We start from the raw sequence: 23,330 nt of genomic DNA on the forward strand, positions 1-23,330 counted from the left end.
ACTGGCCGAGCAGGCGAAGGAAGCGGGCCGGCAGGCCGCCAAGGAGACCGCGGCCGCCAAGACCGAGTCCGCCAAGGCGGTCGAGGCCGCCGGGCTGGCCAAGGACGCCGCCCTGGAGGCCCAGGCGGAGGCGAAGGCGGCCAAGGGCGACACGGACCGGGCCGCGCGCGCCGCCAAGCGGGCCGCGACGGCGGCCTCCGAAGCCGCGGCCGCCTCGCAACGGGCGATCGACGCGGCCAACGCCGCGAACAACTCGGCGCGCGTCGCGGCGAACGCGGCCGCGCAGGCGGCCGCCGCAGCGGCCGGTGCCTCGCAGGCCGCCTCCCGGGCACGCAACTCGGCCGCCGACGCCGCGGTCGACGCCAAGAAGGCCGACGCGGCACGCAAGGCGGCCGAGGACGCCGACAAGGCGGCCAAGGGGGCCGAGCTGGCCGCCGACGCCGCCGACCAGGCCGCCAAGGCCGCTGACGCCGCCGGTGACGCCGCCCACTCGGCGGCCGGAGCGGGCGCCAACGCCAAGGCCGCCGCCGACGCCGCCGCCGAGGCCGGCGACTACGCGGGGCAGTCGAGCGCTGAAGCCGCCGAGGCGCGCTCCGCCGCGGCCGCCGCGAAGCGCCACGCCGACGAGGCCAACCGTGCCGCCGGCGAGGCCGAGTCGCTGGCGCGCAAGGCGGGCAAGGCCGCTCGCGAGGCCCGGGACGCCGCGACATCCGCGGCCACCCACGCCCGGAACGCTGGCAAGGCGGCCCGGGAAGCGGCCGAGCATGCCGGCGAGTCCACCAAGGCCGCGGCGAAGTCCACGGAACACGCGAAAGCCGCGACCGAGGCAGCCGACGCCGCCACCGCCGCCGTGACCAAGGCGCAGGACATCTACACCCTCGCCCGCCAGGTCGAGGCCGAGGGCCTGCAGGGCCGCACCAACGCAGGCATCGAACGCGCCCGGGACGACAAGGAGCAGGACAACGTCCGTACGGCCGCGCAGGCCGCGCTGGAGAAGGCCGCGAAGGACCGGCAGGCCGAACGGGACCGCCTGCTGGCCGAGGCGGCGAAGCCCGAGGCCGACCTCGCCGCCGTCGCCAAGCAGGGCCGCGTCCTGGCCGTACGCGTGATGAAGGGCGGCACGTCCTGGGGACGCGCCGCGGCCGAAGCCGCGCTCGGCGGCACCGACGAGGTCGTCGTCGACTACCTCCGCAACGGCTGGAAGACCGCCGAGCAGCAAGACCAGCGGTCGTACGTGGAACGCCTCGCCGAGGAGAGCGAGGACAAGACGGTACGGGACGCGGCCGAGACCGCTCTGGACGGTGACGCCGCCACCATCAGCGAGTTCGTGAACAACGGCCAGTACCAGGTCGGCGCCGAGAGCATGCGCGTCGCCATCGCCCAGGTCCTCGACGGGGCCGGTCCGGTGCTGACCGACGCCGGGCGCAAGGCCCTCGCCACCGGGGACCCGAAGAAGTACAGCGAGTTTCTGCTCACCACGCAGCACACCGCGCGGACGCAGGACGAGCGGGTCCGGGCGGCACAGCTGGTCGACAGCGGCACCCCCGAGGTGAAGTCCGCCGCACGGATCGCCCTGGAGGCCTCACCGCAAGCTCTGCACGCCTTCATCGTCTCCGGCCAGTACAAGGCGCTGCGCAAGGACTACCTGTCCGCCGCCCACGTGGCCCAGGTGCAGAAGCTGATCGCTGACGCGTCGAAGGTGGCCGCCACCGCACGACAGAACGCAGCCACGGCCCAGAAGGTGGCTGCCACCGCCCGCAAGGCGGCCGCCGAGGCCAACGACTGGGCGAAGAAGGCGGACGCGGCCTACGCCGACGCGCAGGAGTACGCGAAGAAGGCCGACCGTTACGCCAAGGACGCCGAGACATCCGCGGCGCAGGCCGCCGCCTCCGCCAAGACGGCCCGCGAGGCCGCGAACCGCGCCGACCGGGATGCGGCGGACGCCGCCAGGTCGGCGGCGGACGCCACCCTGTCCTCGGAGACCGCCCAGGCGGCCGCGACGAACGCCTCGTACTACGCGGACCAGGCCAGGCAGTCCGCAGTCGCGGCCGGCAAGGACGCCGACGCCGCGATGAAGGCGGCGACCGACGCGTTCGAAGTCTCGGTGCGGAAGTACCGGGAGGAGGCAGAAGCACGGCGCAAGGCCGCCGTCGACGCCAAGGAGAAGGCCAAGAACGACGCCGGGGCCCGCGCCCGTGAGCTGTACCGCTGCCAGCAGGGCCTCATTCCCTGCGACCCGCAGGGCTTCGCCCGCTGGTGCCAGCACCAGCAGGTCTACTGCAGCATCCTGGCGCACGGCAAGGAGTTCGGCGACGCCGCCGAGCAGCTGTGGAACGTGGAGAAAGAGCTGCTGGGCCTCGGCCAGTACGAAGCGTGCATGGAGAAGAAGGACTTCGACTCCTGCGGCAGTCTCGCGGTGGACGCCCTGCTCAAGAGCAAGTTCAAGGTCCTGGACCGGGCCTTCGAGGAACTGAAGCTGCTGAAACGCGGCTGCAAGCTGGTCTCCAAGGTCTCCTTCACCCGGACCGCCTCGTTCCGGCCCCAGGCACGGGCCGCCGCGGGGACCAACCCCGCCAAGTGCCTCGACGGTCTGACGGACCACGACGTCTACGACCCCGTCAGCGGAAACCGGATCACCGACATCGACCTCTTCGAGAACGGTGTGATGTGGGAGCTGAAGTCGGCGATCTACGCTGACGACAAGTGGCTCGACGACAAGGTCGACAAGAAGCTCGCCGCCTACCTCAGGTGCCGGGAGCTGCTTCCCGGCTACGAGGGCGCACCCATCGGGTTCCGCTTCACCAGGTCGGGGATGGATCCGCGGTTCCGGACGGCCCTGCAGGAGCGGTTCAAGCAGCTCAGGCAGAAGTACCCGGACCTCGACCTCAGACTGGAGATCGCAGATTGAGTTACCCCTTCGAGTACGGCGACGAGACGATCTGGGACGCGGGGTACCACAGCGGGCAGCTGTACTTCGCGCTCGCCCGGGGATGTGCCGAGTTCCTCGACGTGGCGCCGGGACTGACTCACACACCGCAGGGGAGCTGCGCGGTGGACGGCGAGGTGTTCCAGGTCTTCGTCCAGCGCCTGTACGAGCTGTACAGCGCGAGTTCCCACGAGGTCCTGCGGGAACTGGGGCACGGCCTGCTCGTCACCTCGCTCGTCCTGCTGGACCGGACGGGCGGACGGATCGACATGCGACCGGAGGACAGGGCGGCCCTGGATGAGGCGCGCTCGGGCCTCGCCCGGACCATGGCCTCGTAGGAGCCTCCCGACCGGCCGCTGACCGGGGGCCGCCCCGTCTGGGCGGCCCCCGGTCTCATGTGCGCGACCGAAAGGTCACTTCACGTCGACGTAGTCGCCCGTGGCGCTGACCGCCGGGGTGGTCGAGGTGCCCGCGAAGCTGAAGCGCCAGTAGCCGTCGTTGGAGGCCGTGGTGGTGGTCTTCAGGCTGCCCGTCGAGTCGGAGTAGACCGTCTTGACGGTGGTGTACGTGCTCGTGCCCGCCTTGCGGAACTGGAGCTTGACCGGCTGGCCGGTGTAGCCGTGGTACAGGTGGTCCTCCCAGTTGGCGCGGGAGAGCTTGCCGGTGACCGTGAGGGTCTTGCCCTTGTAGACCGGCTCCGGGGAGGCGTTCACGGTGAGCTTGGAGTAGCGCTGGACCAGGGTGGCGCCGAGGCCGTCCTGGTCCTTGTAACCGACCTTGCTCATGTCCGGGCTGTCCGGGTCCTGCCCGTTGAAGGCGACGGCCTCGGCGGCCACGGTCCAGGTGCCGGCGCCCGCGTTCGTCAGGTCGCCGTCGGCCGGGTGGATGTCGATCGTGCCGGTGCAGGTGGCGGTGGTCGCCGAGGTGGCGGTGCAGGTCGCCCCGTTGTCGCCGTACAGCTCGGCGCTCGGGTCGTCGAAGGAGCCACGGTAGAGGAACGCGTCGGTGTAGAAGTCCTGCGCGGTGATGTCGACATCGGCGCCGTGGGTCAGCGTGTAGGTGTACTTGGTACTGACCTCGCTGGTGGTGCCGACCTTGATCGCCTTGGCGATCGTGACGCTGGAGAAGCTCGCGTCGAGGGTGTACGGCGTGCCGCTCGGCGTGGCCGCGTGCGCGGCCGGGACGACGAGGGCGGAGAGGGCCAGGGCGCCGGTGACGGCGGCCACGGTGGCACGTATGCGCATGTGCGGTTCCCTTGGAGGGAGAAGTGATCGTGGAGTCGGCTGACTCACGCGATCAGATCCGCGACACGGGGCGCTGGTTGTAGGGCGAGAGTGCCTTCCGGCCAGATTTTGGGTTCCGATTGCCCGTCCGTTACCCAGGTGGGACGGCATCTTGGCACAAGTGAGAGAAAAGGTTCCGGCCCCGGAAACGGTGGGTTTCCGGGGCCGGGGCGGTGCGGTGCCGCTTACCTCACGTCGACGTAGTCACCCGTGGCGTTGACCGCCGGGGTGGTCGAGGTGCCGGCGAACGAGAAGCGGTAGTAACCGTCGGCCGTGGCCGTGGTCGTGGTCTTCAGGTTGCCGGTGGAGTTGGTGGTGATGGTCTTCAGCGTGGTGTAGGTGCTGGAGCTCTTCTTGCGGTACTGGAGCTTGACGGACTGGCTGGTGTAGCCGTGGTACTGCAGGTCGTCCCAGTTGGCCCGGGACAGCTTGCCCGTGACCGTGATGGTCTTACCCTTGGTGACGGGCTCCGGCGAGGCGTTGACGGTGAGCTTGGAAGCGCGCTGGACGCGAGCCGTCTTGTAGGCGTCCTTGATCACATAGTCACCGTCGTTGCCCGCGGCACCCACCCACACCTTCCAGGTGCCGGCCAGGATGTTGCTGTAGATGTTGTCGTACGGGTCAGCAACCAGGGTGACCTTGCAGGTCGCTGTCGTGGCGTTGACGTTGGTGCAGGTGCCGACCTGGTCATCCTCCAGGTTGTCCGGGCCGATGGCGCCGTCGGCGTGCTGGGAGTCCGGGCCGTGCCACAGCATGGGGAACGCGTCGTAGATGCCGCTCGGGTCGGTCGCCGTCACCGAGACGGTGAAGGTCTTCTTCGCCGAGATGCCCACCACGATGTCCTTGCCGGCGTTCACGGTAACGCTCGTGATCTGGGTGTCACCCTCGGCGTCGTCCGTCGGGGCGGCGGCGACGGAAGGCGCAGCCTTGAAGGACGACACGCCCTTGGAGAGTGACGGGACGTGCGCGGCCAAGTTCCCGTGGCCGTCGGCCTGCGCGGCCGGAACGGCGAGGGCGGTGAGGGCCAGAGCACCGGTTACGACGGCGACAGAGGCACGAATGCGCATGTGTTATCCCCACGTTGGAGGGGGCACGCTTGCGGCTCAAGAGCTTTCGCGATGCCCGAGACGAATCTGTGGAGTCCGCTGACTCCACAGACCAGACCCGAGCCAGTTGTGAAAGGTTGTACGACTCTGTGAAGTTTCTTCGAGATCAGGTCTGAACGGCGTTCAGTCGAACCAGCGATCCCGCGCCAGCTCCCCCGTCCTGGACGGGTCCTCCAGCAGGGCAGCCACCTCGAAGCGGCGGGGCCACTGGCCGGCCGCCCAGGCGAGGCCCGCGGCGACGCCCTCCAGGGTGGCCGCGTGCAGCGTGCCGTCGTCGGTGAGGCGCCAGTCGATCTCGACGCCGTCCACGACCAGTTCCTCGTGCTCCACATAGGTGCCGGGCGTGCGCGGCCCGAGCAGCACCCGCACCGCGTCCGGTACGTCGTGCTCGGCGCCGTCGGATTCGACCGACCCGGTGACGGACTCGCTCAGCCGCCGCACCTGGAACAGCTCGGCCAGTTCGGCGGCCCGGGCCGGGCGGACCGGCAGCAGCGGGACGCCGGAGGTGAAGGGGAGCAGGTCCGGGGAGTCCACGACCACCGCGTCGGCCGCGTCGACCACCTCGACCCGGCCGTCTACGACGGCCCGCAGCTCGTCCGGCAGGGTCACCCGCTCCGGGTCCAGCTCGGCCAGCGCGCCGTAGAGGCCGTGCAGTTGGGCCGGGCTCACGGGCCGCTCGGGGTCGGACAGGCGGTCCAGCAGTTCGGCGGCGCCGCCGGGCTCGTCGAGCAGGGCGGCGACGGAGGTCCGTACGCCCAGCGCGCGCAGCACCTGCTCGTCGTTGAAGCCGGTCGCGTCGGCCTCGTCGTACAGGCCGTGCAGGAGCGGGTCGCCGCCGGACGCGAGCAGGCCCGCCGGGCGGCGGCCGTCGAGCACCGGGTGCCCGCGCAGCCACCACGCGGTGTAGGGCCGTACGACCTCGTGGGTGCCGTCGGGCAGCAGGACGCGCACCGGCTGGGTGAGGGCGTCGCGCAGCGGCGGCTGGGCGAGCAGCGCGAGTGCCTGCGGCCACTTGCCGTCGTCCACCAGGTCGAGGTCGCGGACGGCGATCAGCTCGGTGGCGACCGGCGGCACGGGTGTGTCCGGGAAGCGGTCGAGGATGTCCTCGCTCCACACGTCCACGGCGTCCAGCAGGCCCGCGTCGTCCGGCTCTGCGAAGTCCCCGTCCCGGGGCTCCAGTTCGTCCGGGTCGAGGACGACGTCCGTGGCGCGGACGAGCGCGAAGTTCGCGAGCACTCCGCAGGCGGTGAGCGGCTGCTCGCCCCACTTGTCGGCCAGGTCGCGATCGACGGCGGCCAGTTCGTCCGCCCGGATCACCCGGGCGAACGGGCTGCCGGGCAGGACCAGTTCACCGGCCGGGGCGAGTTCGCCGTCCTCGTCGGGCAGCGCGAGCGCGCCCAGCCAGGGTTCGTCACCGGGTTCGAGGGCGGCGTCGCGGACGAGCGCGAGGACGGTGTCGGCCAGTTCCTCCGCGCCCGGCGCGTCCTCCTCCCACAGCGCCCCGCCCTCGTCGTCCAGCGAGGCCGCCACCGCGGCCCGCACCTGCGGGGTGGTCAGCACCGCGCGCGGGGTCGCGGGCAGCGCGCCCAGCTTCTCCAGCAGCGGGTGGACGGCGTCCTCGTGGGCGACCTTCAGCCCGAGCCGGCCGAGCACGTCGGGGTCCAGGGCGGCGGCGTCGGGGCTGGGCAGCAGCACCTGCCGGGGCCCGATGGTGGTGCGTCCGTCGGCGAGCGGCACCGGCAGCCCGGAGAGCCGGTCGGGGTCGACGCCGGCGAGGCTGTCGTAGAGCCGCCACCACCAGTCGGGGTCCTTCTCCAGACCGGCGAGCCGGTCGACGGCGTCGGCGAGGGGAAGCCGGGCGACCCCGAGGGTGCGCAGCTCCACCCGGCGCTCGAGACCGGCGGGCAGCAGGGTGGGCAGCACCTCGGCGAGGACCCGCACGGTGTCCGCCCCGGCGCCCTCCACGATCTCGGCGTCCCTCGGCCGCAGCGCCTCGGGGAGGTCGTCGTCCTCCTTGTGGTCGGCGGCCGGGGGCAGGAAGGCGGTACGCGGCAGCCGCTCCAGGATCGCCTGGCGCAGCGCGCCGTCCAGCTCGCCCTTGCCCAGCGGTCCGGGCACCAGGTCGATGACCCCGTCGGTCACCGGGCGCCACCCGGCGAGCAGTTCGGCGTACGCGTCCGCCGCCCGCTGCACCAGGAAGTCGGTCAGCGGGCCGGGTGCCGCGTGCCGGCGGGTGGTGTCCAGCGGGAAGGACGCGATGAGCAGCGCGGGGACGCCGAGGGGTTCGTCGCTCGGGGTGGGGGCGTGCACGACCGCCGCCGTGCGCGGCCGGGCCGGGCGGCCCTGGTCGTCCGCCGGTACGGCCCAGGTCACCGACCAGTGCGGGCGCAGGCGCTCCTCCACCGGCCGGTCGGCGAGCAGCTCGGCGGTGAGCGGCCCGTGCGAGGCGGCGGTGCGCCAGCGGGTGACGCCGTCCCGCGAGTCCTCCACGACGGTGACGGCGTCCTCGGTGCGGCGGCGCAGGGTGCGCGGGGCATCGCCCTCGACCTCGACCACGACCTCCTCGAGCCCGGGCAGGGCGAGGAGCAGGGCGTCGTCCACGGCGTCGAGGAGGCGTTCGGCGAGATCGGCGGCGGCCGCGTCGCGCAGGGGCAGGATGACGGCGGTGTCGTACGGGTCCGGGGCGGAGCCCTCGGCGGCGAACGGGAGCCGCAGCAGCGGCACGTGCCCGTCGCGGCGCCGGACCTCGTCCCCGAGTCCGGGGCTGTGCCGGGCGGTGTCGGCGGCCAGCTCCCGCGCCTCGGCCAGCGACCAGCGGACCCCGCCGTGCCGGCCGACGATCGCCGGTTCGTCGGTGACGGACAGTACGGCGGCGAAGCCCACGCCGAACCGGCCGACGGCGCCGTGGGTGTCGCCGGTGTCCCGCTTGGCGGACGCGCGCAGGGTGGACAGCGACTCGACACCGGTCGCGTCCAGGTTGGCGCCGGTGTTCGCGGCGACCAGGACACCGTCGCGGAGAGTGAGACGCAGCCGCCCCGGCACCTTCGCCCGGGCGGCGGCGTCGGCGGCGTTCTGGGCCAGCTCGATGACGAGCCGGTCCCGGTAGCCGCCGAGGACCAGGTCCTCCTCGGCGTTGGCGTCCTCGCGGAACCGGGCGGGGCTGGTGGCCCAGGCGTCGAGGACACCGCGGCGAAGTCGGGCAGTGCCGAAGGGGTCGGCGCCCTCGGTCGCCGGCCTCACGTACTTGCTCACGTTCACTCTCCTCGTCTGCGTGAGGACGAAGGTACAGCCCCGTGAGCGGGTGGCCGTCCGGCCCGGCGTCAGCGGTGGGAGGCGTAGCCGACGAAGGTCGCCCAGGTGGCGGGGGTGACGGTCAGCAGGGGGCCGGCGTCCTGTTTGGAGTCGCGTATGTGGATGGTGGAGGGGGTGGGAGCCACTTCGAGGCAGGAGTCGGCTTCGCTGCTGCTGCTGTAGCTGCTCTTGAACCAGTCGAGGGCCACTTCGACGCAGGAGTCACCTTCGGGACCGTCGCTGTGGCTGCTCTTGAACCAGACCAACTCGCGGATCATGTCTCTCCCAGCAGTTGCTCGATGAAGGCCACCGACTCCCGTGGGGAGAGAGCCTGAGCCCGAATGGTGCTGTACCGCAGCTCAAGGAGGCGGAGCTGTTTCGGGTCGGAGGTCGGGCGGCCGTTGTACGCCCCTTCGGAGCGTCCCAGTGCCGTACCGTCTCCGAACTTCAGCACCTCGATCTTGCCACTCAACCCCGGGTGGGCCCCCGAGTCGGTCGGCATCACCTGCAACGTGACGTTACGGAGCTGAGCGACACCCAGCAGGTGTTCGAGCTGCTGACGCCACACCATTGTGCCTCCCACCTTTCGGCGTAGCGCCACTTCCTCCTGGACGAAGCTGAGCGCCGGCGCCGGGGAGCGCTCGAAGATCGACTTACGCGCCATGCGAGCGGATACCAGGCTTTCCAACTGCTCTTCCGCATAGGCGGACTGAGACACCTCGAACAGCGCCCGCGCATGTTCCGGGATCTGCAACAAGCCATGGACGCTCAGCCCGACGTACACCCCGTACTCGACGGCCTTGGCCTCCATGTCAGCCAAGTCCCGCACCCGCTTCGGATACCGGACCTTGCCCACGTCCTCCTTCATCGCGGCGAGCAGCCCACCCGCGCTCAGCACCTCGTCCGCCTTGTCCAGGAACTCGGGGCGCGGGATCCGCTTGCCGCTCTCGACCTTGTAGACCATGTCCTCGCCGTAGCCCACGACCCTGCCGAACTCGGCCGCACGCATGCCCACCGCCTCGCGGCGCAGCCTGAGCTGCCGTCCCACGGTGGTGATGACGGCGACTCCCCAGTCGTCGTCCGGGTCGACCTCCCAGCCCGGTTCCTCTTCCTCACCCATGGCGCGCCCCCTTCCCGTCCCCGCCGTCCCGACAGACCGGACACCACCGGACAAGGCCCGGACAGTGACTCTACGTACCGACATCGTCACTGTTCACGGTAGGCGCACGCCGCCACGCTGAGTGATGTGAATCAGCAAACCTCCACCCGTATCCCGAACTTCAGCGTGCGGCTCTCCCCCACTCCGCGCGGCGCCCGTCTGGCCCGGCTGCTCGCCACGGAGCGACTCAGCTCCTGGGGGCTGCCGTTGGATCCGGCGGCGCTGATCGTGGCCGAGCTGGCGGCGAACGCGGCCACGCACGGGCGGGTGACGGGCCGGGACTTCCGGCTCACGCTCTACGCCGTCGCGGACGTCCTGCGGATCGAGGTGACCGACACCCGCGGCGACCGGCTCCCCCACGTCGGTGAAGCGAACCCGGACGGCGAGTCGGGGCGCGGGTTGCTGCTGGTCGACGCGCTGGCCGACCGCTGGGGCGTGACGCCGGGCCTCACGCCCCGCAAGACGGTGTGGGCGGAGATCGCTCTGCCACCGCGACCCGGGAACTCGTGCTCCGGTCCGAGTGGCGCTCTTTCCCAAAGGACCACGAGGGAGAAAGAACCCGGCCAAGCCCCACCCCTCCCGCCCACGACGGCGCACGCTCACTCGCGAGGGTGAACATCGCCAACGCGGCTGGCGTGGCGCCCCGTTGATCGCTCTACGCTCGGCGCAGCAGGCACGGCACATTGGCAAACCGGCAAAAAATACGGCCCCCGGCCGGGACTAGCGATCCCGATCGAGGGCCTGACCACCTAGGAACAGCACCTTCCCGATGGATACCCAGAACCGTAGCGCGCCCGAGCGCGCCCAGTCCCGAGTTGTCGCCAAGAACCACCCGAACCGGCGGTCCGCGGCCGGCGGGCTGATCCACGACAACACCCGCCACTCCGCCCGCTTCACGGTGGTCGGCAACCACCTGGCCCAGCATCCGGAGCTGTCCGGGCTCGCGATCGGGCTCGGGGTGCACATCCAGTCGCTGCCCGCGGGGTCCCGCGTCGACATCCGGACCCTGACCGCCCGCTTCCCCGAGGGCGCGGTCCGGATCGCCGCCGCGCTGCGGGAGTTGGAGGCCCACGGCTACCTGCGGCGCGAGCGCAAACGCGGAGCCGACGGCCGTATCGTCACGCGTACGGTCTCCTGCAACCAGCCGGGAGGCGGCGGGGACGTCGCCGCGGCGCCGCCGCCCCGGAAGAAGAAGACCGCGAGCAGGGCGCTGCCGGCCGTACCCCGTCCGGCCCAGCCCGCTCCCGCCCTGGTCCAGCAGGCCACGGATCTCCTGGCGGATCTCCGCCGCCACGACTCCCGTCTGCTGCTGTCGGCCCACGACACCGCCCATCTGGCGCCGGGAGTCGTCGCCTGGCTGGAACGGGAGGCGACCCCCTCGGCCGTACGGCACGCGCTGACCACGGGCCTGCCGGACGAGCCCCTGTGCCGCCCGGCGGCCCTGCTGGCCCACCGCCTGACGGCCCAGTTGCCTCCACCGCCCCCGTTCCGCGCCCCGGCGCTCCCGCCGGCGGCCCGGCACCCGCTCCAGAACTGCGAGGGCTGCGACCGCGCCTTCCTCTCCCCGGAACCAGGACGCTGCTCCAGTTGCAGCCCCGACCCCCCGGAGGCCGCCTAGCATGAAAGCGACGATCCTTGCCCCTGGGCACAGACGACGAGGAGCGAGCGCCATGACCATCGCACCGGACAGCGAGCGACGGGGTGCCGACCACGTCTACCGGGCCATGCGGGACCTCATCGAGTCGATGGACGACACGATCCCCGGCAAGTTCGAGATCACCAAGGAAGGGATCGTCCACGACATGACGGCGCCCGTCAGGCCGCACGAACTCACCGTGCTGCGTCTTCGGAAACGCCTGGAGAAGGTGATGCCCGAGGAGATCGTGGCCCACACCGGTGAACCGGATGTGGAGGACGAGCCGGAAGGCATCATGCGGCGCCCCGACGTCATGGTCATCGCCGAGGCGGACATGGAGGGAGGCGGGTCGTTCGACCCGCGCACGCTGATCGCCGCCATCGAGATCGCATCGCGTTCCAACCCGGACAACGACTGGGTCGGCAAGATGCGCGACTACCCGCTCCTCGGCATCCCCGTCTACGCGATCTTCGACCCCCGCACCGGCACCGGCACCGTCCTCACCGACATCCACTCCACCCCCGACGGGCCGCGCTACGCGACCCGCAAGGACTTCGTCTACGGCGAGGACGTCACCATCGGCGACTGGACCATCTCGTCGGAGAACCTGCCGCTCTACGGCGACTGATCCCCGCGGGCCCGCGGCGGGAACTCAGCGGGAGCGGCGCCGTGTCACCAGGGCGACGGTCGTGCCGACACCCGCGATCACCAGGCCGATACCGCCGAAGATCAGCGGCAGCAGCCACAGCGAGGCGAAGCCCTTGATGCGCGCGTCGTCGGGTGAGTCGGCGTCGTAGAGGACCTCGACGTGCTCGCCCTTCTCGTACGACGGCGGATTGGAGCCGAAGGAACTGCGGAAGGTCCGCCGCTCGCCGTCCGCCGAGGTGAAGGCGACCACCGGGTACGCCACAGGGTCGTCGTGCGCCCGCTTCCTGCGGGAGCCGCTGTGGTCCTCGCGCCACTCCAGCGCGACCACCGTGCCCCGGGCGTGCTTCGCGCCCGACAGGAACGAGACGGACACGCCCGCGAGGATCAGCCCGACGACCAGGAACAGCGAACCGAACGCGATCGCCCCGAACGTGATCCACCGGACGGCACGCCCGTGCACCCCCACCCGCACGACGCCCGCCCTCAGCTGTGGCCGAGTTCCGCGGTCTCCGCGTCGCCCGCCTCCGGGACCGAACCCGAGTCACGGGCCGGGCGGAGCGGGAAGACGTCGATCCGGGTCTCGTCGACGACCGGCGGGGGCGGCTGCGGGGTCTTCGGCATGACGGCCGCCTCGGAGTGGGCGCCGCAACCGTAGGACAGGGAGACCACACGGCCGTCGGCCGGGGAGAACTCGTTCCCGCAGACACCGAAGGCCTGGCCGAGCGAGCCGCCGATCGGGATGAGGAACCCGCAGGTCATGCAGGTGGCGGGGGCCGCCTGGGCCATCGGGGTCTGGGGGCCGAACGACTCCTCCCAGCGGTCGGCCGCGACATGCAGGCCGTAACGGGAGAGGACCCGCGCGCGCCGCATGCCCAGCTCCTCCGCCACCGAGGCGATCGAACCGCGGACGGGCGTCGTGGGCTGAACGGCCGGGGCGCCGGGAGAAACCTCCGCGTCCTCGGCCTCCGCCAGTTCCGCCATCTCCCCGGACACGACCGAGTTCGGCGGGGGCTCCTCCTCACCCGTCCAGCCGGGCTCCAGGCGCAGGTCCTCCTGGTCGGTGGGGAGCAGATCGCCGGGGCCGAGGTCGCCGGGGCGCAGGCGCTCGCTCCACGGCACCCACTCGGGGGCCAGGAGGGCGTCGGGCCCGGGGAGCAGGACCACCTCGTCCAAGGTCACGATCTTGGCACGGGAGGCGCGGGCGACCGTCGCGGCCCAGCGCCAGCCCCGGTAGCCCATCTCCTTGCACTCGAAGAAGTGGGTGACAACACGGTCGCCCTCCGACACCAGCCCGACGTGCTCGCCCACCACTCCGGGTGCGGCGGCCTCCTCCGCGGCGGTGCGGGCGAGGTCGACGGCCTCGGCGCACAGACGGTCGGGGGTGCGGCTTCGCGTTGTCGCTGCGCTCACAGGTATCGCTTCTCTCCTACGCCGTCTGCAATGAGTGCGGCTGCCTCCGGCGGTTGGGGGGACGGAGCGGACCTGGGGGCCGCATCGACGTCCGCATCCGATCGCGCTCGGGCGCACCTCTGCCATCCATTCTGCGTTATGGCTGAGATACGCACGCTACCCGGTCGCCGGTGGTCGGGGACAGTCCGCCGCTGCCCGGCGATGTTTCCCGACCGGCCACACGTGCCGGTTGGCCGAGAACCGGCCCCGGCGAACGGTCCGGTTGGCCGAAAAACGACCGGTCCGGGAGCCGGTGTCCGTCATGGGGTGATCGAGTGGCGAGCCGGCCGGTGCCTGGCCGTCACCGAAGGGGCCGGCCGACTCGCTTGAATTCAAACCGCACTATCGGGCGGGGTCTCGGGGCACTATGAACGACGTGGCAGCCACGGACAGGGGCAGCAGCGTTCGGGGTGGCGGTTCGGGCCGGGTCGGCGGTACCGTCCGCGCGGTCGGCCGTGCCCTGCACCTCCCCGTGACCGGCACCGCGCGCGGCATCCGCAAGGTCACGCACGCGCACGGCGCGGGGGAGTCGGGTCTCGGCAAGCTGATCGAGCTGCACGCGGTGAACGGCGCCGGGGACGTCATGATCACGGTCGCGCTCGCGTCGACCGTGTTCTTCTCGGTACCGACCGACGAGGCCCGCGGGCGAGTCGCGCTCTACCTGGCCATCACCATGGCCCCGTTCACCGTGCTGGCGCCCGTCATCGGGCCCCTGCTGGACCGGCTGCCGCACGGGCGGCGGGCCGCGATGGCCGGGGCGATGCTGGCCCGGGCGCTGCTGGCACTGATCATCTCGGGGGCCGTGGCGAGCGGAAGCCTGGAGCTGTATCCCGCGGCGCTGGGCGTGCTCGTGGCGTCCAAGGCCTACGGAGTGGTCCGCAGCGCGGTCGTGCCCCGGCTGCTGCCACCCGCCTTCTCCCTGGTGAAGGCGAACTCCCGGGTCACCCTGGCCGGACTGCTGGCCACCGGGGTGGCCGCGCCGATCGGGGCGGGCCTGCACGCCCTCGGCGACCCGTGGCCGCTGTACGGGGCATTCGTGATCTTCGCCGCAGGGACGTTTCTGTCGTTCTCGCTGCCGCCCAAGGTCGACTCCGCCAAGGGCGAGGACGTGGCGCTGCTCGCGGCCGACGAACAGCATCTGCACGGGCCTCGACGCAAGCAGCAGGCCAAACGGCCGGGGCTGCGGACCGTCGGGCCCGCCGTCACGCACGCCCTGGCCGCCAACGCCGCGCTGCGCTGTCTGTCCGGCTTCCTGATCTTCTTCCTCGCCTTCCTGCTGCGCGAGCACCCGCTGACCGGCGAGAGCGCGGCGGTCTCGCTGGGGATAGTCGGGGTCTCGGCCGGGGCGGGCAACGCGCTCGGCACGGCCGTGGGCGCCTGGCTGAAGTCGAAGGCGCCCGAGATCATCATCGTGACGGTCGTCGCGGTGGCGCTCGGCACGGCCATCGTGGCCGCCCTGTTCTTCGGGGCGTTCCTGGTGGCCTGCCTGGCCGCCGTCGCCGGGTTCGCGCAGGCGCTGGCCAAGCTGTCGTTGGACGCGCTGATCCAGCGGGACGTGCCGGAGCAGGTGCGCACCTCGGCGTTCGCCCGGTCCGAGACACTGCTGCAGATGGCGTGGGTGTTCGGCGGCGCGGTCGGCATCGTGATGCCGCTCAACGGCACCCTGGGCCTCGCCGTGGCCGCCGCGTTCGTGGCCGTCGGCTGGCTGAGCACGCTGCGCGGGCTGCTCGCCTCGGCCCGGCACGGCGGCCGGACCAGGGCGCGAGTGGCGTAACGAACCGGGCACGCCGTACCCCACGTGGGCGGACGGCCATGGGCGCCCGATAGCCTTCGGCCATGACCACGCTGCCCCGCGGCGAAGCCGCTGATGTAACACGTGCTGTGCGACGCCGCCGCGCCGTCGCCGCCGCCGGCGCCGTTACCGCCGGACTGCTCGTCCTGTCGGCCTGCGACAAGCCGACGCCCGTCGCGACCGTCACCGTTGGCCAGGACTCGGTCAACTCGGAGGCGCTCTGCTACAACGACGGCAAGGCGCTGGACGCCAAGTCGCTGGCGAAGTGCTCCAAGAAGGCGAAGGACATCAAGTCCATCAAGGTGGGTCAGGACCAGACGGTCCGCTTCGGCGTCGACCCGAAGATCGCGGACGCCGGCTGGACCATCCTGGTGAACGGCAACCCGTTCTCCGAGTCCAGCAAGCTGACCACCCGCACCCTCCCGTACAACGCGTTCTTCAACCAGCAGTACGGCACCCAGGGCGACACCAACACCGTGTCGATCCAGATGGGCAGCAACCCGCCCAAGGGCCTGTGGTCCTTCAAGGTGAAGAAGGCGGGCTGACCACGCCTTCCGCACGCGTCCTCGTCGCCACCGCCGTCCCGGCCGAACGGGACGCGGTGGCGGGCGCGTTCCCCGGCGAGACGGTCGCGGTACGGCTGCCGGGCGCCGGACTCGTCCGGGTCCCGGGCGGCCCCGACCTGCTGGCCGCCGGTGTCGGACCGGCCCTCGCCGCCGCCTCCACCGCCACCGCGCTGACCGCGGCGGCACTCGCCGGGACGCCGTACGACATCGTGGTGTCCGCCGGGATCGGCGGGGGCTTCCCGCCCCAGGCGCCGCTCGGCTCGCTCGTCGTCGCCGACGCGATCACGGTGGCCGATCTGGGCGCCCAGACCGGCGACGGCTTCCTCCCGGTCACCGAACTCGGCTTCGGAACCGTCACCCACCGGCCGCCGGAATCACTCGTACGAGAAATTTCCCAGGTCACCGGCGCGCGTGTCGGCGCCGTCCTCACCGTCTCCACCGTGACCGGCACCGCCGACCGCGCCGCCGAGCTGCGCGCCCGTCACCCCCGGGCCCTCGCCGAGGGCATGGAGGGGTTCGGCGTGGCCGAGGCGGCCGCCGCGCACGGCGTGCCCGTGCTGGAGATCCGCGCGGTGTCCAACCCGGTCGGCCCGCGCGACCGCGCCGCCTGGCGCATCGGCGAAGCCCTCGCCGCCCTCACCGAGGGCTTCGGGAAGCTCACGCCCGTACTGGAGAGTTGGAACCCGCATGACCGCTGAGCACCTGCAGATCGCGTACTCGCCCTGCCCGAACGACACCTTCGTCTTCGACGCCCTCGCGCACGGCCGCGTCCCCGGCGCACCCGCCCTGGACGTGACCTTCGCCGACATCGACATCACCAACGGCATGGCCGAGCGCGGCGAGTTCGACGTGCTGAAGGTGTCGTACGCGGTGCTGCCGTACGTCCTGGAGGAGTACGCGCTGCTGCCGTGCGGCGGGGCGCTGGGCCGGGGCTGCGGTCCGCTGGTGCTGACCCGCGAGTCCGGGGCGGACCTGACGGGCCGTACGGTCGCGGTGCCCAGCGAGAAGTCCACCGCCTACCTGCTGTTCCGGCTGTGGGCCGCGGACACCCTGTCCGGTGGTGTCGGCGAGATCGTCGTCATGCCGTTCCACGAGATCATGCCGGCCGTGCGGGACGGCAAGGTCGACGCGGGGCTCGTCATCCACGAGGCGCGCTTCACCTACCAGAACTACGGGCTGCACAAGCTCGCCGACATGGGGGAGCACTGGGAGCGCACGACCGGGCTGCCGATCCCGCTGGGCGCGATCATCGCCAAGCGGTCGCTGGGCGCGGACACGCTGGACCGGCTCGCCGAGTCCGTGCGCGCCTCCGTGCAGGCCGCCTGGGACGACCCGCAGGCGTCCCGGCCGTACGTGATGGAGCACGCCCAGGAGATGGACCCGGCCGTCGCGGACCAGCACATCGGGCTGTACGTGAACGAGTTCACCGCCGCTCTCGGCGAGGACGGCTACGCCGCTATCCGCGGGCTCCTCACCCGTGCGGCCGCCGAGGGGCTGGTACCGCCCCTCGGTCCGGACGCACTCGCGTTCCCCTGAGGCTTCTCCCGCAGGACCAGGGTCTGTTCGGCAGGCCCTGGTCCGCCGGTCAGACGTCGAGCTGGTCGGCGACCGCGCGCAGCAGGCCGGCGATCTTCTTGCCGGAGGTCTTCTCCGGGTAGCGGCCGCGCTCCAGGCCCGGCGTGATGCTCTCGAGGAGGGTCGTCAGGTCCTGCACGATCGAGGCCAACTCGTCGGGCTTCTTCCGCTGGGCCGCCGCGACCGAGGGCGCCGGGTCGAGCACGGTCACCGAGAGGGCCTGGTCGCCGCGCTGACCGGCGACGACACCGAACTCCACGCGCTGTCCCGGCTTGAGCGCATCCACTCCGGCGGGAAGAACCGAGGAATGCACGAAGACGTCACCGCCGTCGTCGCGGGAGAGAAAGCCGAAGCCCTTCTCACTGTTGAACCACTTGACTTTGCCGGTGGGCACGTCCGTCCTCGTCCTCGTACTCGTCGGGAAAACTGCTCGGAAATGGTTTCTGACAGCAGAGAGCGGGTCGACCATGACCCGCCGCAACCAAGGCTAGTGGTCTTCGGGCGGGTGACAAGACGTCCCTCGGTTGTTCTCTCGCGCTGGGAACTACCCTGGTCGGGTGCGTGACAAAACCCAACCGAATTCCGCCGGACCCGGTGACCGACTGATCCGCGCCGGTGTCATCGTGTTCTTCGTCGGGGCACTGGCCACTCTGGTCACAGTGGCCCCACTGCTCCTCGGTACCGATCCCTTCCCGACGTTCATGTTCGGCTTGAGCATGCTCATGGCCGTCGGATTCCTGATCGCCGGCGCGGGGATACTGCGCTCCGTCGCCGCCGGGCGGCGTCAGGCCGGGGAGACTGCGCCGGGCGCCTCGCGGTAGCCGGCCAGCCACGCCGGGAACGCGGGGAGGTCGTCGAGCACGACGTCCGCCCCGGCGGCGCGCAGTTCGTCCCCGTCGCAGGGGCCGGTGGCCACGGCCACGGACAGCGCGCCCGCCGTACGGGCGCCGCGGACGTCACCCACGTGGTCGCCGACGTACACGCGCGCGCCGTGCTCGCGCAGGGCGCGCGCCTTCTGCTCGGCCCACAGATCGCCGACCACCACGTCCGGTTCCAGGCCCAGGTGGGTGAGGTGCAGCTTGGCGTTCGGCTCGTACTTCGCCGTGACCACCATCGTCCGGCCCCCGGCCGCCCGCACCGCCTCCATCGCCTGCCGGGCGCCGGCCATGGCGGGGGTCGTGGTGATCGCGGTCGTCGGGTACATCTCCCGGTACAGGTCGGCCATCGCGGCGACGTGTTCCGCCGGGAACCAGTTGATCAGCTCCTCGGCGAGGGGCGGGCCCAGCCGGGTCACCACGAGATCGGCGTCGATGTACGTGCCCGTCCGCTCCGACAGCGCGAGGTAGCAGGCGCGGATGCCGGGGCGGGAGTCGATGAGGGTCATGTCCAGGTCGAAGCCGACGGTGAGAGTCATGGGCTCATTTTGCCTGGGGGCGCGGGGCCCTTTTGGTGCGGGTGGCCCCTGTGGGGGGCCGTCGGCGGGTGCGGGTCAGCGGGTTCGCTGCGAGCGCCAGACCAGGTACAGGGCTGAGGCGATCGCCGCGCCCCGGACCACCCAGGGCCAGGTCTGGGTGAGGGCGTCGTTCATGTGGCCCTGGGCGATGGGGTCGCCCCAGCGGCCGGTGTTCCTGCCCCACAGCCACACCAGGCCCGCGACCGCCGCCGAGCCCGGCAGGACCAGTACCGCCCACTTCGTCTCGGCCGGGGTCAGGCGCCGGGAGCCGTAGGCGATCAGCCAGCCGAGGAGCAGCGCGAACCAGTTGCCGAGCACGGCGCCCGCGACCAGCGCGGCGGCGGCCAGCAGCAGGAGCGGGTTGGTCCAGCCGGCGGCCGGGCGGGGAAGCGGGAGGAGGAGGCGGCGGCGCGCGGGGGCCGGGGCCTCGTCGATCGCCTCTTTCGCCTCCTCCGGCTCCTCCGGGGTGGGTCGTTCCGTCCCCTCAGGGTCCCTCGGGGGGCGTTTGAGCAGGTCGGGGATCTCCACACCGCCGACGAACCCCGGGACGGAGTCACCGGCCGCCGTACCGAACGGGCTGTCGTCCACCCGCCACCAGTCGGGCCGCGTCGCACTGTCCCCGAGCTCGTGCGCGGCGGCCAGGTGCGGCGGTGAGGCGCCCGTGCGCGGGGCGGGCGCCTCCGGTTGGGCGGGGCGCGGGCGCGGTACGACCCGGCGCAGCCCCTTGGGCCGCTCCTCCGGCTCCGGCTCGCGCTGCACGGGCACGGCGGTGACCGGCGGCTGCGGGGCCGCCGCGGTGCCGCCCGCTGCCTCGACCACCTCGTCCGGCGTGCCGAGCCGGTCCAGGATGCGGCGCACGGCGGCCGGGCTGTCCACCGCCGTCCTCGCGCGGTGCCGGTCGATCTCGTCGCGCAGGCGCGACACCAGCCGCATCCGGGTGGACGACGGCAGCTGCCGTTGCTGAGCGACGTCCCCGACGCGGCTCAGATACTCGTAGACGACCTGATCGCTCTCGATCCCCACGGAACCCCTCCGGGGCGACGCCGATGAAACCCCTTGCCGATGAAACCCGTTCAGGAAGGTAGCGCAGACCGGCATCGAACAGCCCACCCGGCGTTCGGCACGGCACCCGCTAACGTGGGTCAGATGAGCCCCGAGGCCAACTCAGCCCCCCGTTCCCTCGCCGAATCGCTCCGCATGAGGGACGACGCCTCGCTGGCCGCGCTGCTGCGCAGCCGCCCCGATCTCATCACTCCCGTCCCCACGGACCTCACCCAGCTCGCCACCCGCGCCGGCACCCGCGCCTCGGTGCTGCGGGCGCTGGAACGGCTGGACCGGTTCACCCTCCAGACGGCGGAGGCGCTGGCCGTGGCCCCGGACCCGGCGTCGTACGGGACGCTGCTCGGCCTGATGGCGGGGGACGCGGGCGACGCGGCCGTGGCCGCCGCGCTGCCCCGCGCCGTCGCCGTTCTGCGCGACCAGGCGCTGGTGTGGGGCGGCGACGACCGGCTGCGGCTGGTGCGCACCGCGCAGGAGGTGCTCGCGCCCTCCGCGCAGCACCCCTCCCCCACCGGTCTCGGCCCGAGCGTGCAGGAGGCCACCTCGGGCATGTCGCCGGGGCGGATCCAGGAGATCGTCGCCTGCGCCGGGTTGCCCTCCACGCACGACTCGGTCTCCGCGGTCACCGCGCTGACCGCCCTGTTCACCGACCGCCGGAAGATGGCCAAGCTGCTCGCCCAGGCGCCGGAAGCCTCCCGGGAGGTGCTGTCGCGGCTGGTGTGGGGGCCGCCGTACGGGCAGGTCACCCCGGAACCGGCGGCGCATCTGCGCTGGCTGCTGGACCGCGGCCTGCTGCTGCCGACCGCGCCCGGCACCGTGGTGCTGCCCCGCGAGGTGGCGCTGCACCTGCGCGAGGGCCGCGCCCACCGCGCGCCCGAGCCGCGGCCGCCCGCCGTGGAGCCCGCCGCCACGCACGGGGCGCAGGTGGTGGACGCCACCGCGGCCGGGCAGGCGTACACCGCGCTGGCCACCGTCGAGGAGCTGCTGAAGGACTGGGACGAGGGCGGGCCCGCCGTGCTGCGGGCCGGCGGTCTGAGCGTGCGGGACCTGAAACGGACCGCCGTCGCCCTCGACGTGTCCGAGCCGGTCGCCGCGTTCTGGATCGAGCTGGCCTACGCGGCCGGGCTGCTCGCCTCCGACGGCGAGGCCGACGAGCGGTACGCGGCCACGCCCGCCCACGACGAATGGCTGGAACAGCCCCCCGCCGAACGCTGGGCCCGGCTGGCCCAGACCTGGCTGACCGCCACCCGGACGCCGGGCCTGATCGGCGGACGGGACGCCAAGGACCGCACGTTGTCCGCGCTGGGCCCGGGACTCGACCGGTCCGCCGCGCCCGAGGTACGGCACCGGGTGCTGGCCCTGCTGGCCGGGCTCCCGGCGGGCGCGGCGCCGGCGGCCGAGGCGGTCCTGGCCCGGCTGCGCTGGGAGCGGCCGCTGCGCGGTCCCCGGCCGGACGGCGAGGAGGATCTGCGCTCCCGGCTCGCCCGCTGGACCCTGGCGGAGGCGGAACTGCTCGGGATCACCGGGCGCGGCGCGCTGTCCGCGCACGGCCGGGCGCTGCTGGGCACGGCCACGGCCGAGCAGGCGGCGGCCGGGGCGGAGTCCTCCGGCCCCGGTGACAAGCTGCCCGTCCACCACCGCCCGGCCGCCCCGGCCGAGCCGCTGACCGCCGCCGAGCAGGCCGTCGCCGCCGGCGCCGCCGCCCGGCTCCTCGCGCCGCTGCTGCCCGAGCCCCTGGACCACGTGCTGCTCCAGGCCGACCTGACGGCGGTGGCCCCGGGCCCGCTGCGGCGTCCGCTCGCCGACACGCTCGGGGTCCTCGCGGACGTCGAGTCCAAGGGCGGGGCGACCGTCTACCGCTTCACCCCGGCCTCGGTCCGCCGCGCGCTCGACGCCGGGCGGACCGCCACCGACCTGCACGCCTTCCTCACCGAACACTCCCGTACGCCGGTCCCGCAGCCGCTGGCCTACCTCATCGACGACGTGGCCCGCAGGCACGGCCATCTGCGGGTGGGCGCGGCCTCCGCGTACGTGCGCTGCGACGACGACGCGCTGCTGAACGAGATCCTCGCCGACAAGCGGTCGGCCGCCCTGCGGCTGCGCCGGCTGGCGCCGACCGTCCTCGCCACCCAGGCGGACGCGGCCGCGCTGCTGGAGGGGCTGCGCGCGATGGGGTACGCGCCGGCGGCGGAGTCCGCCGAGGGGGACGTGCTCATCGCCCGCGCCCATGCCCACCGCACCCCGCCGCGCACCGCGCCCGAGCCGGTGCCGGACGGCCCGCCGCCGCCCGACGCCACGCTGCTCTCGGCGGCGATCCGGGCGATCCGGGCGGGCGACCTCGCCGCCACCGCGCCGCGCAAGACCACCGGCGCCGCTCCGGCGCGGGGCGATCTGCCCCGCACCGGCTCCGCCGAGACCCTGGCCACCGTGCAGGCCGCCGTACTGACCGGCGAGGCGCTGTGGATCGGCTACGTCAACGCCGAGGGCAGCGCCAGCCAGCGGGTGATCGCCCCGATCCGGGTCGAGGGCGGCTTCGTCACGGCGTACGACCACACGGCCGACGAGGTGCGCACCTACCCGCTGCACCGCATCACGGGAGTCGCCGAACTGGAGGAGTAGCCGACAGACCGTGCGGCAGCCCTGGGCAGAAGCCCCCCGTGGGCAGGCCGAAGCGGTCGCGGAGGTCGCGGACAGCGGGCTCCGGGGCACCGGACTCCACCGGACCGCCGGAACCGGTGTCGGCGCCGGGTCGCGCGTCGGCCCGCGGAACGGTCAGCAACCCCGCACGGGAGCGTCCGCGGGCAGGCCGAAGTGGTCGCGGGCGGCGGCCCGCAGGGCGCCGGACGGCATGGAGTCGCCGGTGTCCGCGTCCGCCTGGTGGGCGAAGTGGGCGTCCACCCACTGCCCGTACCCAGCGCCGTCCGGCGGGCGCTGCGCCGACACCACGCGGTAGCCGCCGGCCGCGCCCTTGTCCCGCCGCAGCCGCAGTACCTGGGGGCCCTGGGCGCCGCCGCACTCCAGCAGCGCGCCCGCCCGCACCCCGTACTCCAGGCACAGCGTGCTCACGCCCGCCCGTACCTGGCCGCCGTGCTCCTCGAGGTCCTGTGCCTGCGCCCGGCAGAACCACCGCGCCCGCAGCCCTGGCACCGCCTCCCCGTATCCGCCGCCCCGGGAGTCGGCGACCAGCCGGGCCTCGATCACCGGCCGCACCTCGCTCCACAGGTGCGCGTCGACGTCCGCCCGCCCGTGAGCGCCGTCGGTGCCCGGTCCCATCGCCCACACCCCGGTCGCCACCAGCACCCCCGTGGCCGCCAGACCGGTCCCCCACCTGCCCACGGTCATAGCCCCGCCCTCCTCCCCGGGCCGCGCCCCCGCGCCGCACCCGCA

Annotated in this window: 22 protein-coding genes; 11 read left to right on the top strand and 11 right to left on the bottom strand. The window is 73.0% G+C overall.

The genetic code is table 11. From position 1 onward, the window contains the following. Both AB0924_RS30300 and AB0924_RS30305 read left to right on the top strand, forming a co-directional pair. On the top strand, positions 1 to 2,908 hold a 2,908-nt coding region (locus AB0924_RS30300; RefSeq protein ID WP_366913069.1), incomplete at its 5' end, for an ALF repeat-containing protein. Beyond that, complete coding sequence (locus AB0924_RS30305; protein WP_358930791.1) at positions 2,905 to 3,264, top strand: DUF6086 family protein; 360 nt, start codon at positions 2,905 to 2,907, stop codon at positions 3,262 to 3,264. The genes AB0924_RS30300 and AB0924_RS30305, both read left to right, overlap by 4 nt. Before the next feature lie 75 nt (positions 3,265 to 3,339). Here AB0924_RS30305 and AB0924_RS30310 read toward each other — a convergent pair whose 3' ends face one another. From AB0924_RS30310 to AB0924_RS30330, 5 genes are all read right to left on the bottom strand, one after another. Then, a complete protein-coding gene (locus tag AB0924_RS30310; RefSeq protein ID WP_366913070.1) occupies positions 3,340 to 4,170 on the bottom strand; it encodes a hypothetical protein in 831 nt (276 codons plus the stop codon). 224 nt (positions 4,171 to 4,394) lie between these two features. After that, positions 4,395 to 5,276, bottom strand: coding sequence for a DUF5707 domain-containing protein (locus AB0924_RS30315; RefSeq protein ID WP_366913071.1), 882 nt, complete (start codon positions 5,274 to 5,276; stop codon positions 4,395 to 4,397). Positions 5,277 to 5,438: 162 nt separating this feature from the next. Further along, positions 5,439 to 8,567 carry a molecular chaperone Hsp90 gene (locus AB0924_RS30320; RefSeq protein ID WP_366913072.1) on the bottom strand — a complete coding sequence of 1,043 codons (3,129 nt, stop codon included), beginning with the start codon at positions 8,565 to 8,567 and terminating at the stop codon, positions 5,439 to 5,441. Between the two features lie 68 nt (positions 8,568 to 8,635). Then, entirely contained in the window at positions 8,636 to 8,884 is a 249-nt protein-coding gene (locus tag AB0924_RS30325) for a DUF397 domain-containing protein (RefSeq protein ID WP_358930783.1), read from the bottom strand. Beyond that, complete coding sequence (locus tag AB0924_RS30330) at positions 8,881 to 9,726, bottom strand: helix-turn-helix transcriptional regulator (RefSeq protein ID WP_358930781.1); 846 nt, start codon at positions 9,724 to 9,726, stop codon at positions 8,881 to 8,883. Before AB0924_RS30330 ends, AB0924_RS30325 begins: the two co-directional genes overlap by 4 nt. A gap of 126 nt (positions 9,727 to 9,852) precedes the next feature. Here AB0924_RS30330 and AB0924_RS30335 point away from each other — a divergent pair, with 126 nt between their 5' ends. From AB0924_RS30335 to AB0924_RS30345, 3 genes are all read left to right on the top strand, one after another. After that, the gene (locus AB0924_RS30335) at positions 9,853 to 10,380 is read left to right on the top strand and encodes an ATP-binding protein (protein WP_366913073.1); all 528 of its coding nucleotides are present in this window, start codon (positions 9,853 to 9,855) and stop codon (positions 10,378 to 10,380) included. Between the two features lie 154 nt (positions 10,381 to 10,534). Then, positions 10,535 to 11,383 carry a helix-turn-helix domain-containing protein gene (locus tag AB0924_RS30340; protein WP_366913074.1) on the top strand — a complete coding sequence of 283 codons (849 nt, stop codon included), beginning with the start codon at positions 10,535 to 10,537 and terminating at the stop codon, positions 11,381 to 11,383. Between the two features lie 52 nt (positions 11,384 to 11,435). Then, entirely contained in the window at positions 11,436 to 12,029 is a 594-nt protein-coding gene (locus AB0924_RS30345; protein ID WP_366913075.1) for a Uma2 family endonuclease, read from the top strand. Between the two features lie 24 nt (positions 12,030 to 12,053). Here the strand turns inward: AB0924_RS30345 and AB0924_RS30350 are convergent, their stop codons facing one another. Beyond that, entirely contained in the window at positions 12,054 to 12,521 is a 468-nt protein-coding gene (locus tag AB0924_RS30350; protein ID WP_358930773.1) for a DUF3592 domain-containing protein, read from the bottom strand. 11 nt (positions 12,522 to 12,532) lie between these two features. Continuing rightward, positions 12,533 to 13,459: a DUF3027 domain-containing protein gene (locus AB0924_RS30355; protein ID WP_358930771.1), complete on the bottom strand. Its 927-nt coding sequence runs from the start codon at positions 13,457 to 13,459 to the stop codon at positions 12,533 to 12,535. Between the two features lie 406 nt (positions 13,460 to 13,865). On the opposite strand from AB0924_RS30355, the gene AB0924_RS30360 reads away from it, so the two are divergent. The 4 genes from AB0924_RS30360 (at position 13,866) to AB0924_RS30375 (ending at position 17,392) form a co-directional block, all read left to right on the top strand. Beyond that, positions 13,866 to 15,272, top strand: a complete 1,407-nt coding sequence (locus AB0924_RS30360; protein WP_358930769.1) for an MFS transporter — start codon at positions 13,866 to 13,868, stop codon at positions 15,270 to 15,272. 62 nt (positions 15,273 to 15,334) lie between these two features. Further along, positions 15,335 to 15,835 (top strand): DUF2771 domain-containing protein, encoded by a 501-nt coding sequence (locus tag AB0924_RS30365; RefSeq protein ID WP_358930767.1) that lies wholly within the window; start codon positions 15,335 to 15,337, stop codon positions 15,833 to 15,835. After that, complete coding sequence (locus AB0924_RS30370; protein WP_366913076.1) at positions 15,805 to 16,554, top strand: futalosine hydrolase; 750 nt, start codon at positions 15,805 to 15,807, stop codon at positions 16,552 to 16,554. The genes AB0924_RS30365 and AB0924_RS30370 overlap by 31 nt, the downstream gene beginning before the upstream one ends. Then, the gene (locus AB0924_RS30375) at positions 16,544 to 17,392 is read left to right on the top strand and encodes a 1,4-dihydroxy-6-naphthoate synthase (RefSeq protein ID WP_358930763.1); all 849 of its coding nucleotides are present in this window, start codon (positions 16,544 to 16,546) and stop codon (positions 17,390 to 17,392) included. The genes AB0924_RS30370 and AB0924_RS30375 overlap by 11 nt, the downstream gene beginning before the upstream one ends. Positions 17,393 to 17,441: 49 nt before the next feature. On the opposite strand, the gene AB0924_RS30380 is transcribed toward AB0924_RS30375, so the two are convergent. Then, a complete protein-coding gene (locus AB0924_RS30380) occupies positions 17,442 to 17,825 on the bottom strand; it encodes a cold-shock protein (RefSeq protein WP_358930761.1) in 384 nt (127 codons plus the stop codon). Positions 17,826 to 17,988: 163 nt separating this feature from the next. Between AB0924_RS30380 and AB0924_RS30385 the strand changes: the two genes are divergently transcribed. Next, positions 17,989 to 18,252 (top strand): hypothetical protein, encoded by a 264-nt coding sequence (locus tag AB0924_RS30385; RefSeq protein ID WP_358930759.1) that lies wholly within the window; start codon positions 17,989 to 17,991, stop codon positions 18,250 to 18,252. Here the strand turns inward: AB0924_RS30385 and AB0924_RS30390 are convergent. Both AB0924_RS30390 and AB0924_RS30395 read right to left on the bottom strand, forming a co-directional pair. Then, a complete protein-coding gene (locus AB0924_RS30390; protein WP_366913077.1) occupies positions 18,216 to 18,845 on the bottom strand; it encodes a haloacid dehalogenase-like hydrolase in 630 nt (209 codons plus the stop codon). The genes AB0924_RS30385 and AB0924_RS30390 overlap by 37 nt on opposite strands. Positions 18,846 to 18,920: 75 nt before the next feature. Further along, positions 18,921 to 19,907, bottom strand: a complete 987-nt coding sequence (locus AB0924_RS30395; RefSeq protein ID WP_366913078.1) for a hypothetical protein — start codon at positions 19,905 to 19,907, stop codon at positions 18,921 to 18,923. Between the two features lie 123 nt (positions 19,908 to 20,030). Between AB0924_RS30395 and AB0924_RS30400 the strand changes: the two genes are divergently transcribed. After that, positions 20,031 to 22,562: a helicase C-terminal domain-containing protein gene (locus AB0924_RS30400; RefSeq protein WP_366913079.1), complete on the top strand. Its 2,532-nt coding sequence runs from the start codon at positions 20,031 to 20,033 to the stop codon at positions 22,560 to 22,562. 153 nt (positions 22,563 to 22,715) lie between these two features. On the opposite strand, the gene AB0924_RS30405 is transcribed toward AB0924_RS30400, so the two are convergent. Further along, on the bottom strand, positions 22,716 to 23,285 hold the full coding sequence (locus tag AB0924_RS30405) for a hypothetical protein (protein WP_366913080.1): 570 nt from the start codon (positions 23,283 to 23,285) through the stop codon (positions 22,716 to 22,718). Positions 23,286 to 23,330: the final 45 nt, after the last annotated feature.

The sequence above is a fragment of the Streptomyces sp. NPDC047869 genome (assembly GCF_040704065.1).
GTDB lineage: Bacteria > Actinomycetota > Actinomycetes > Streptomycetales > Streptomycetaceae > Streptomyces.

Excerpts from the sequence above, each read along its gene's own strand:
- AB0924_RS30365 (WP_358930767.1), top strand. The coding sequence starts at position 15,335 with ATGACCACGCTGCCCCGCGGCGAAGCCGCTGATGTAACACGTGCTGTG.
- AB0924_RS30340 (WP_366913074.1), top strand. The coding sequence starts at position 10,535 with ATGGATACCCAGAACCGTAGCGCGCCCGAGCGCGCCCAGTCCCGAGTT.
- AB0924_RS30390 (WP_366913077.1), bottom strand. The coding sequence starts at position 18,845 with ATGACTCTCACCGTCGGCTTCGACCTGGACATGACCCTCATCGACTCC.
- AB0924_RS30315 (WP_366913071.1), bottom strand. The coding sequence starts at position 5,276 with ATGCGCATTCGTGCCTCTGTCGCCGTCGTAACCGGTGCTCTGGCCCTC.
- AB0924_RS30310 (WP_366913070.1), bottom strand. The coding sequence starts at position 4,170 with ATGCGCATACGTGCCACCGTGGCCGCCGTCACCGGCGCCCTGGCCCTC.
- AB0924_RS30405 (WP_366913080.1), bottom strand. The coding sequence starts at position 23,285 with ATGACCGTGGGCAGGTGGGGGACCGGTCTGGCGGCCACGGGGGTGCTG.
- AB0924_RS30345 (WP_366913075.1), top strand. The coding sequence starts at position 11,436 with ATGACCATCGCACCGGACAGCGAGCGACGGGGTGCCGACCACGTCTAC.
- AB0924_RS30375 (WP_358930763.1), top strand. The coding sequence starts at position 16,544 with ATGACCGCTGAGCACCTGCAGATCGCGTACTCGCCCTGCCCGAACGAC.
- AB0924_RS30330 (WP_358930781.1), bottom strand. The coding sequence starts at position 9,726 with ATGGGTGAGGAAGAGGAACCGGGCTGGGAGGTCGACCCGGACGACGAC.
- AB0924_RS30325 (WP_358930783.1), bottom strand. The coding sequence starts at position 8,884 with ATGATCCGCGAGTTGGTCTGGTTCAAGAGCAGCCACAGCGACGGTCCC.
- AB0924_RS30400 (WP_366913079.1), top strand. The coding sequence starts at position 20,031 with ATGAGCCCCGAGGCCAACTCAGCCCCCCGTTCCCTCGCCGAATCGCTC.
- AB0924_RS30360 (WP_358930769.1), top strand. The coding sequence starts at position 13,866 with ATGAACGACGTGGCAGCCACGGACAGGGGCAGCAGCGTTCGGGGTGGC.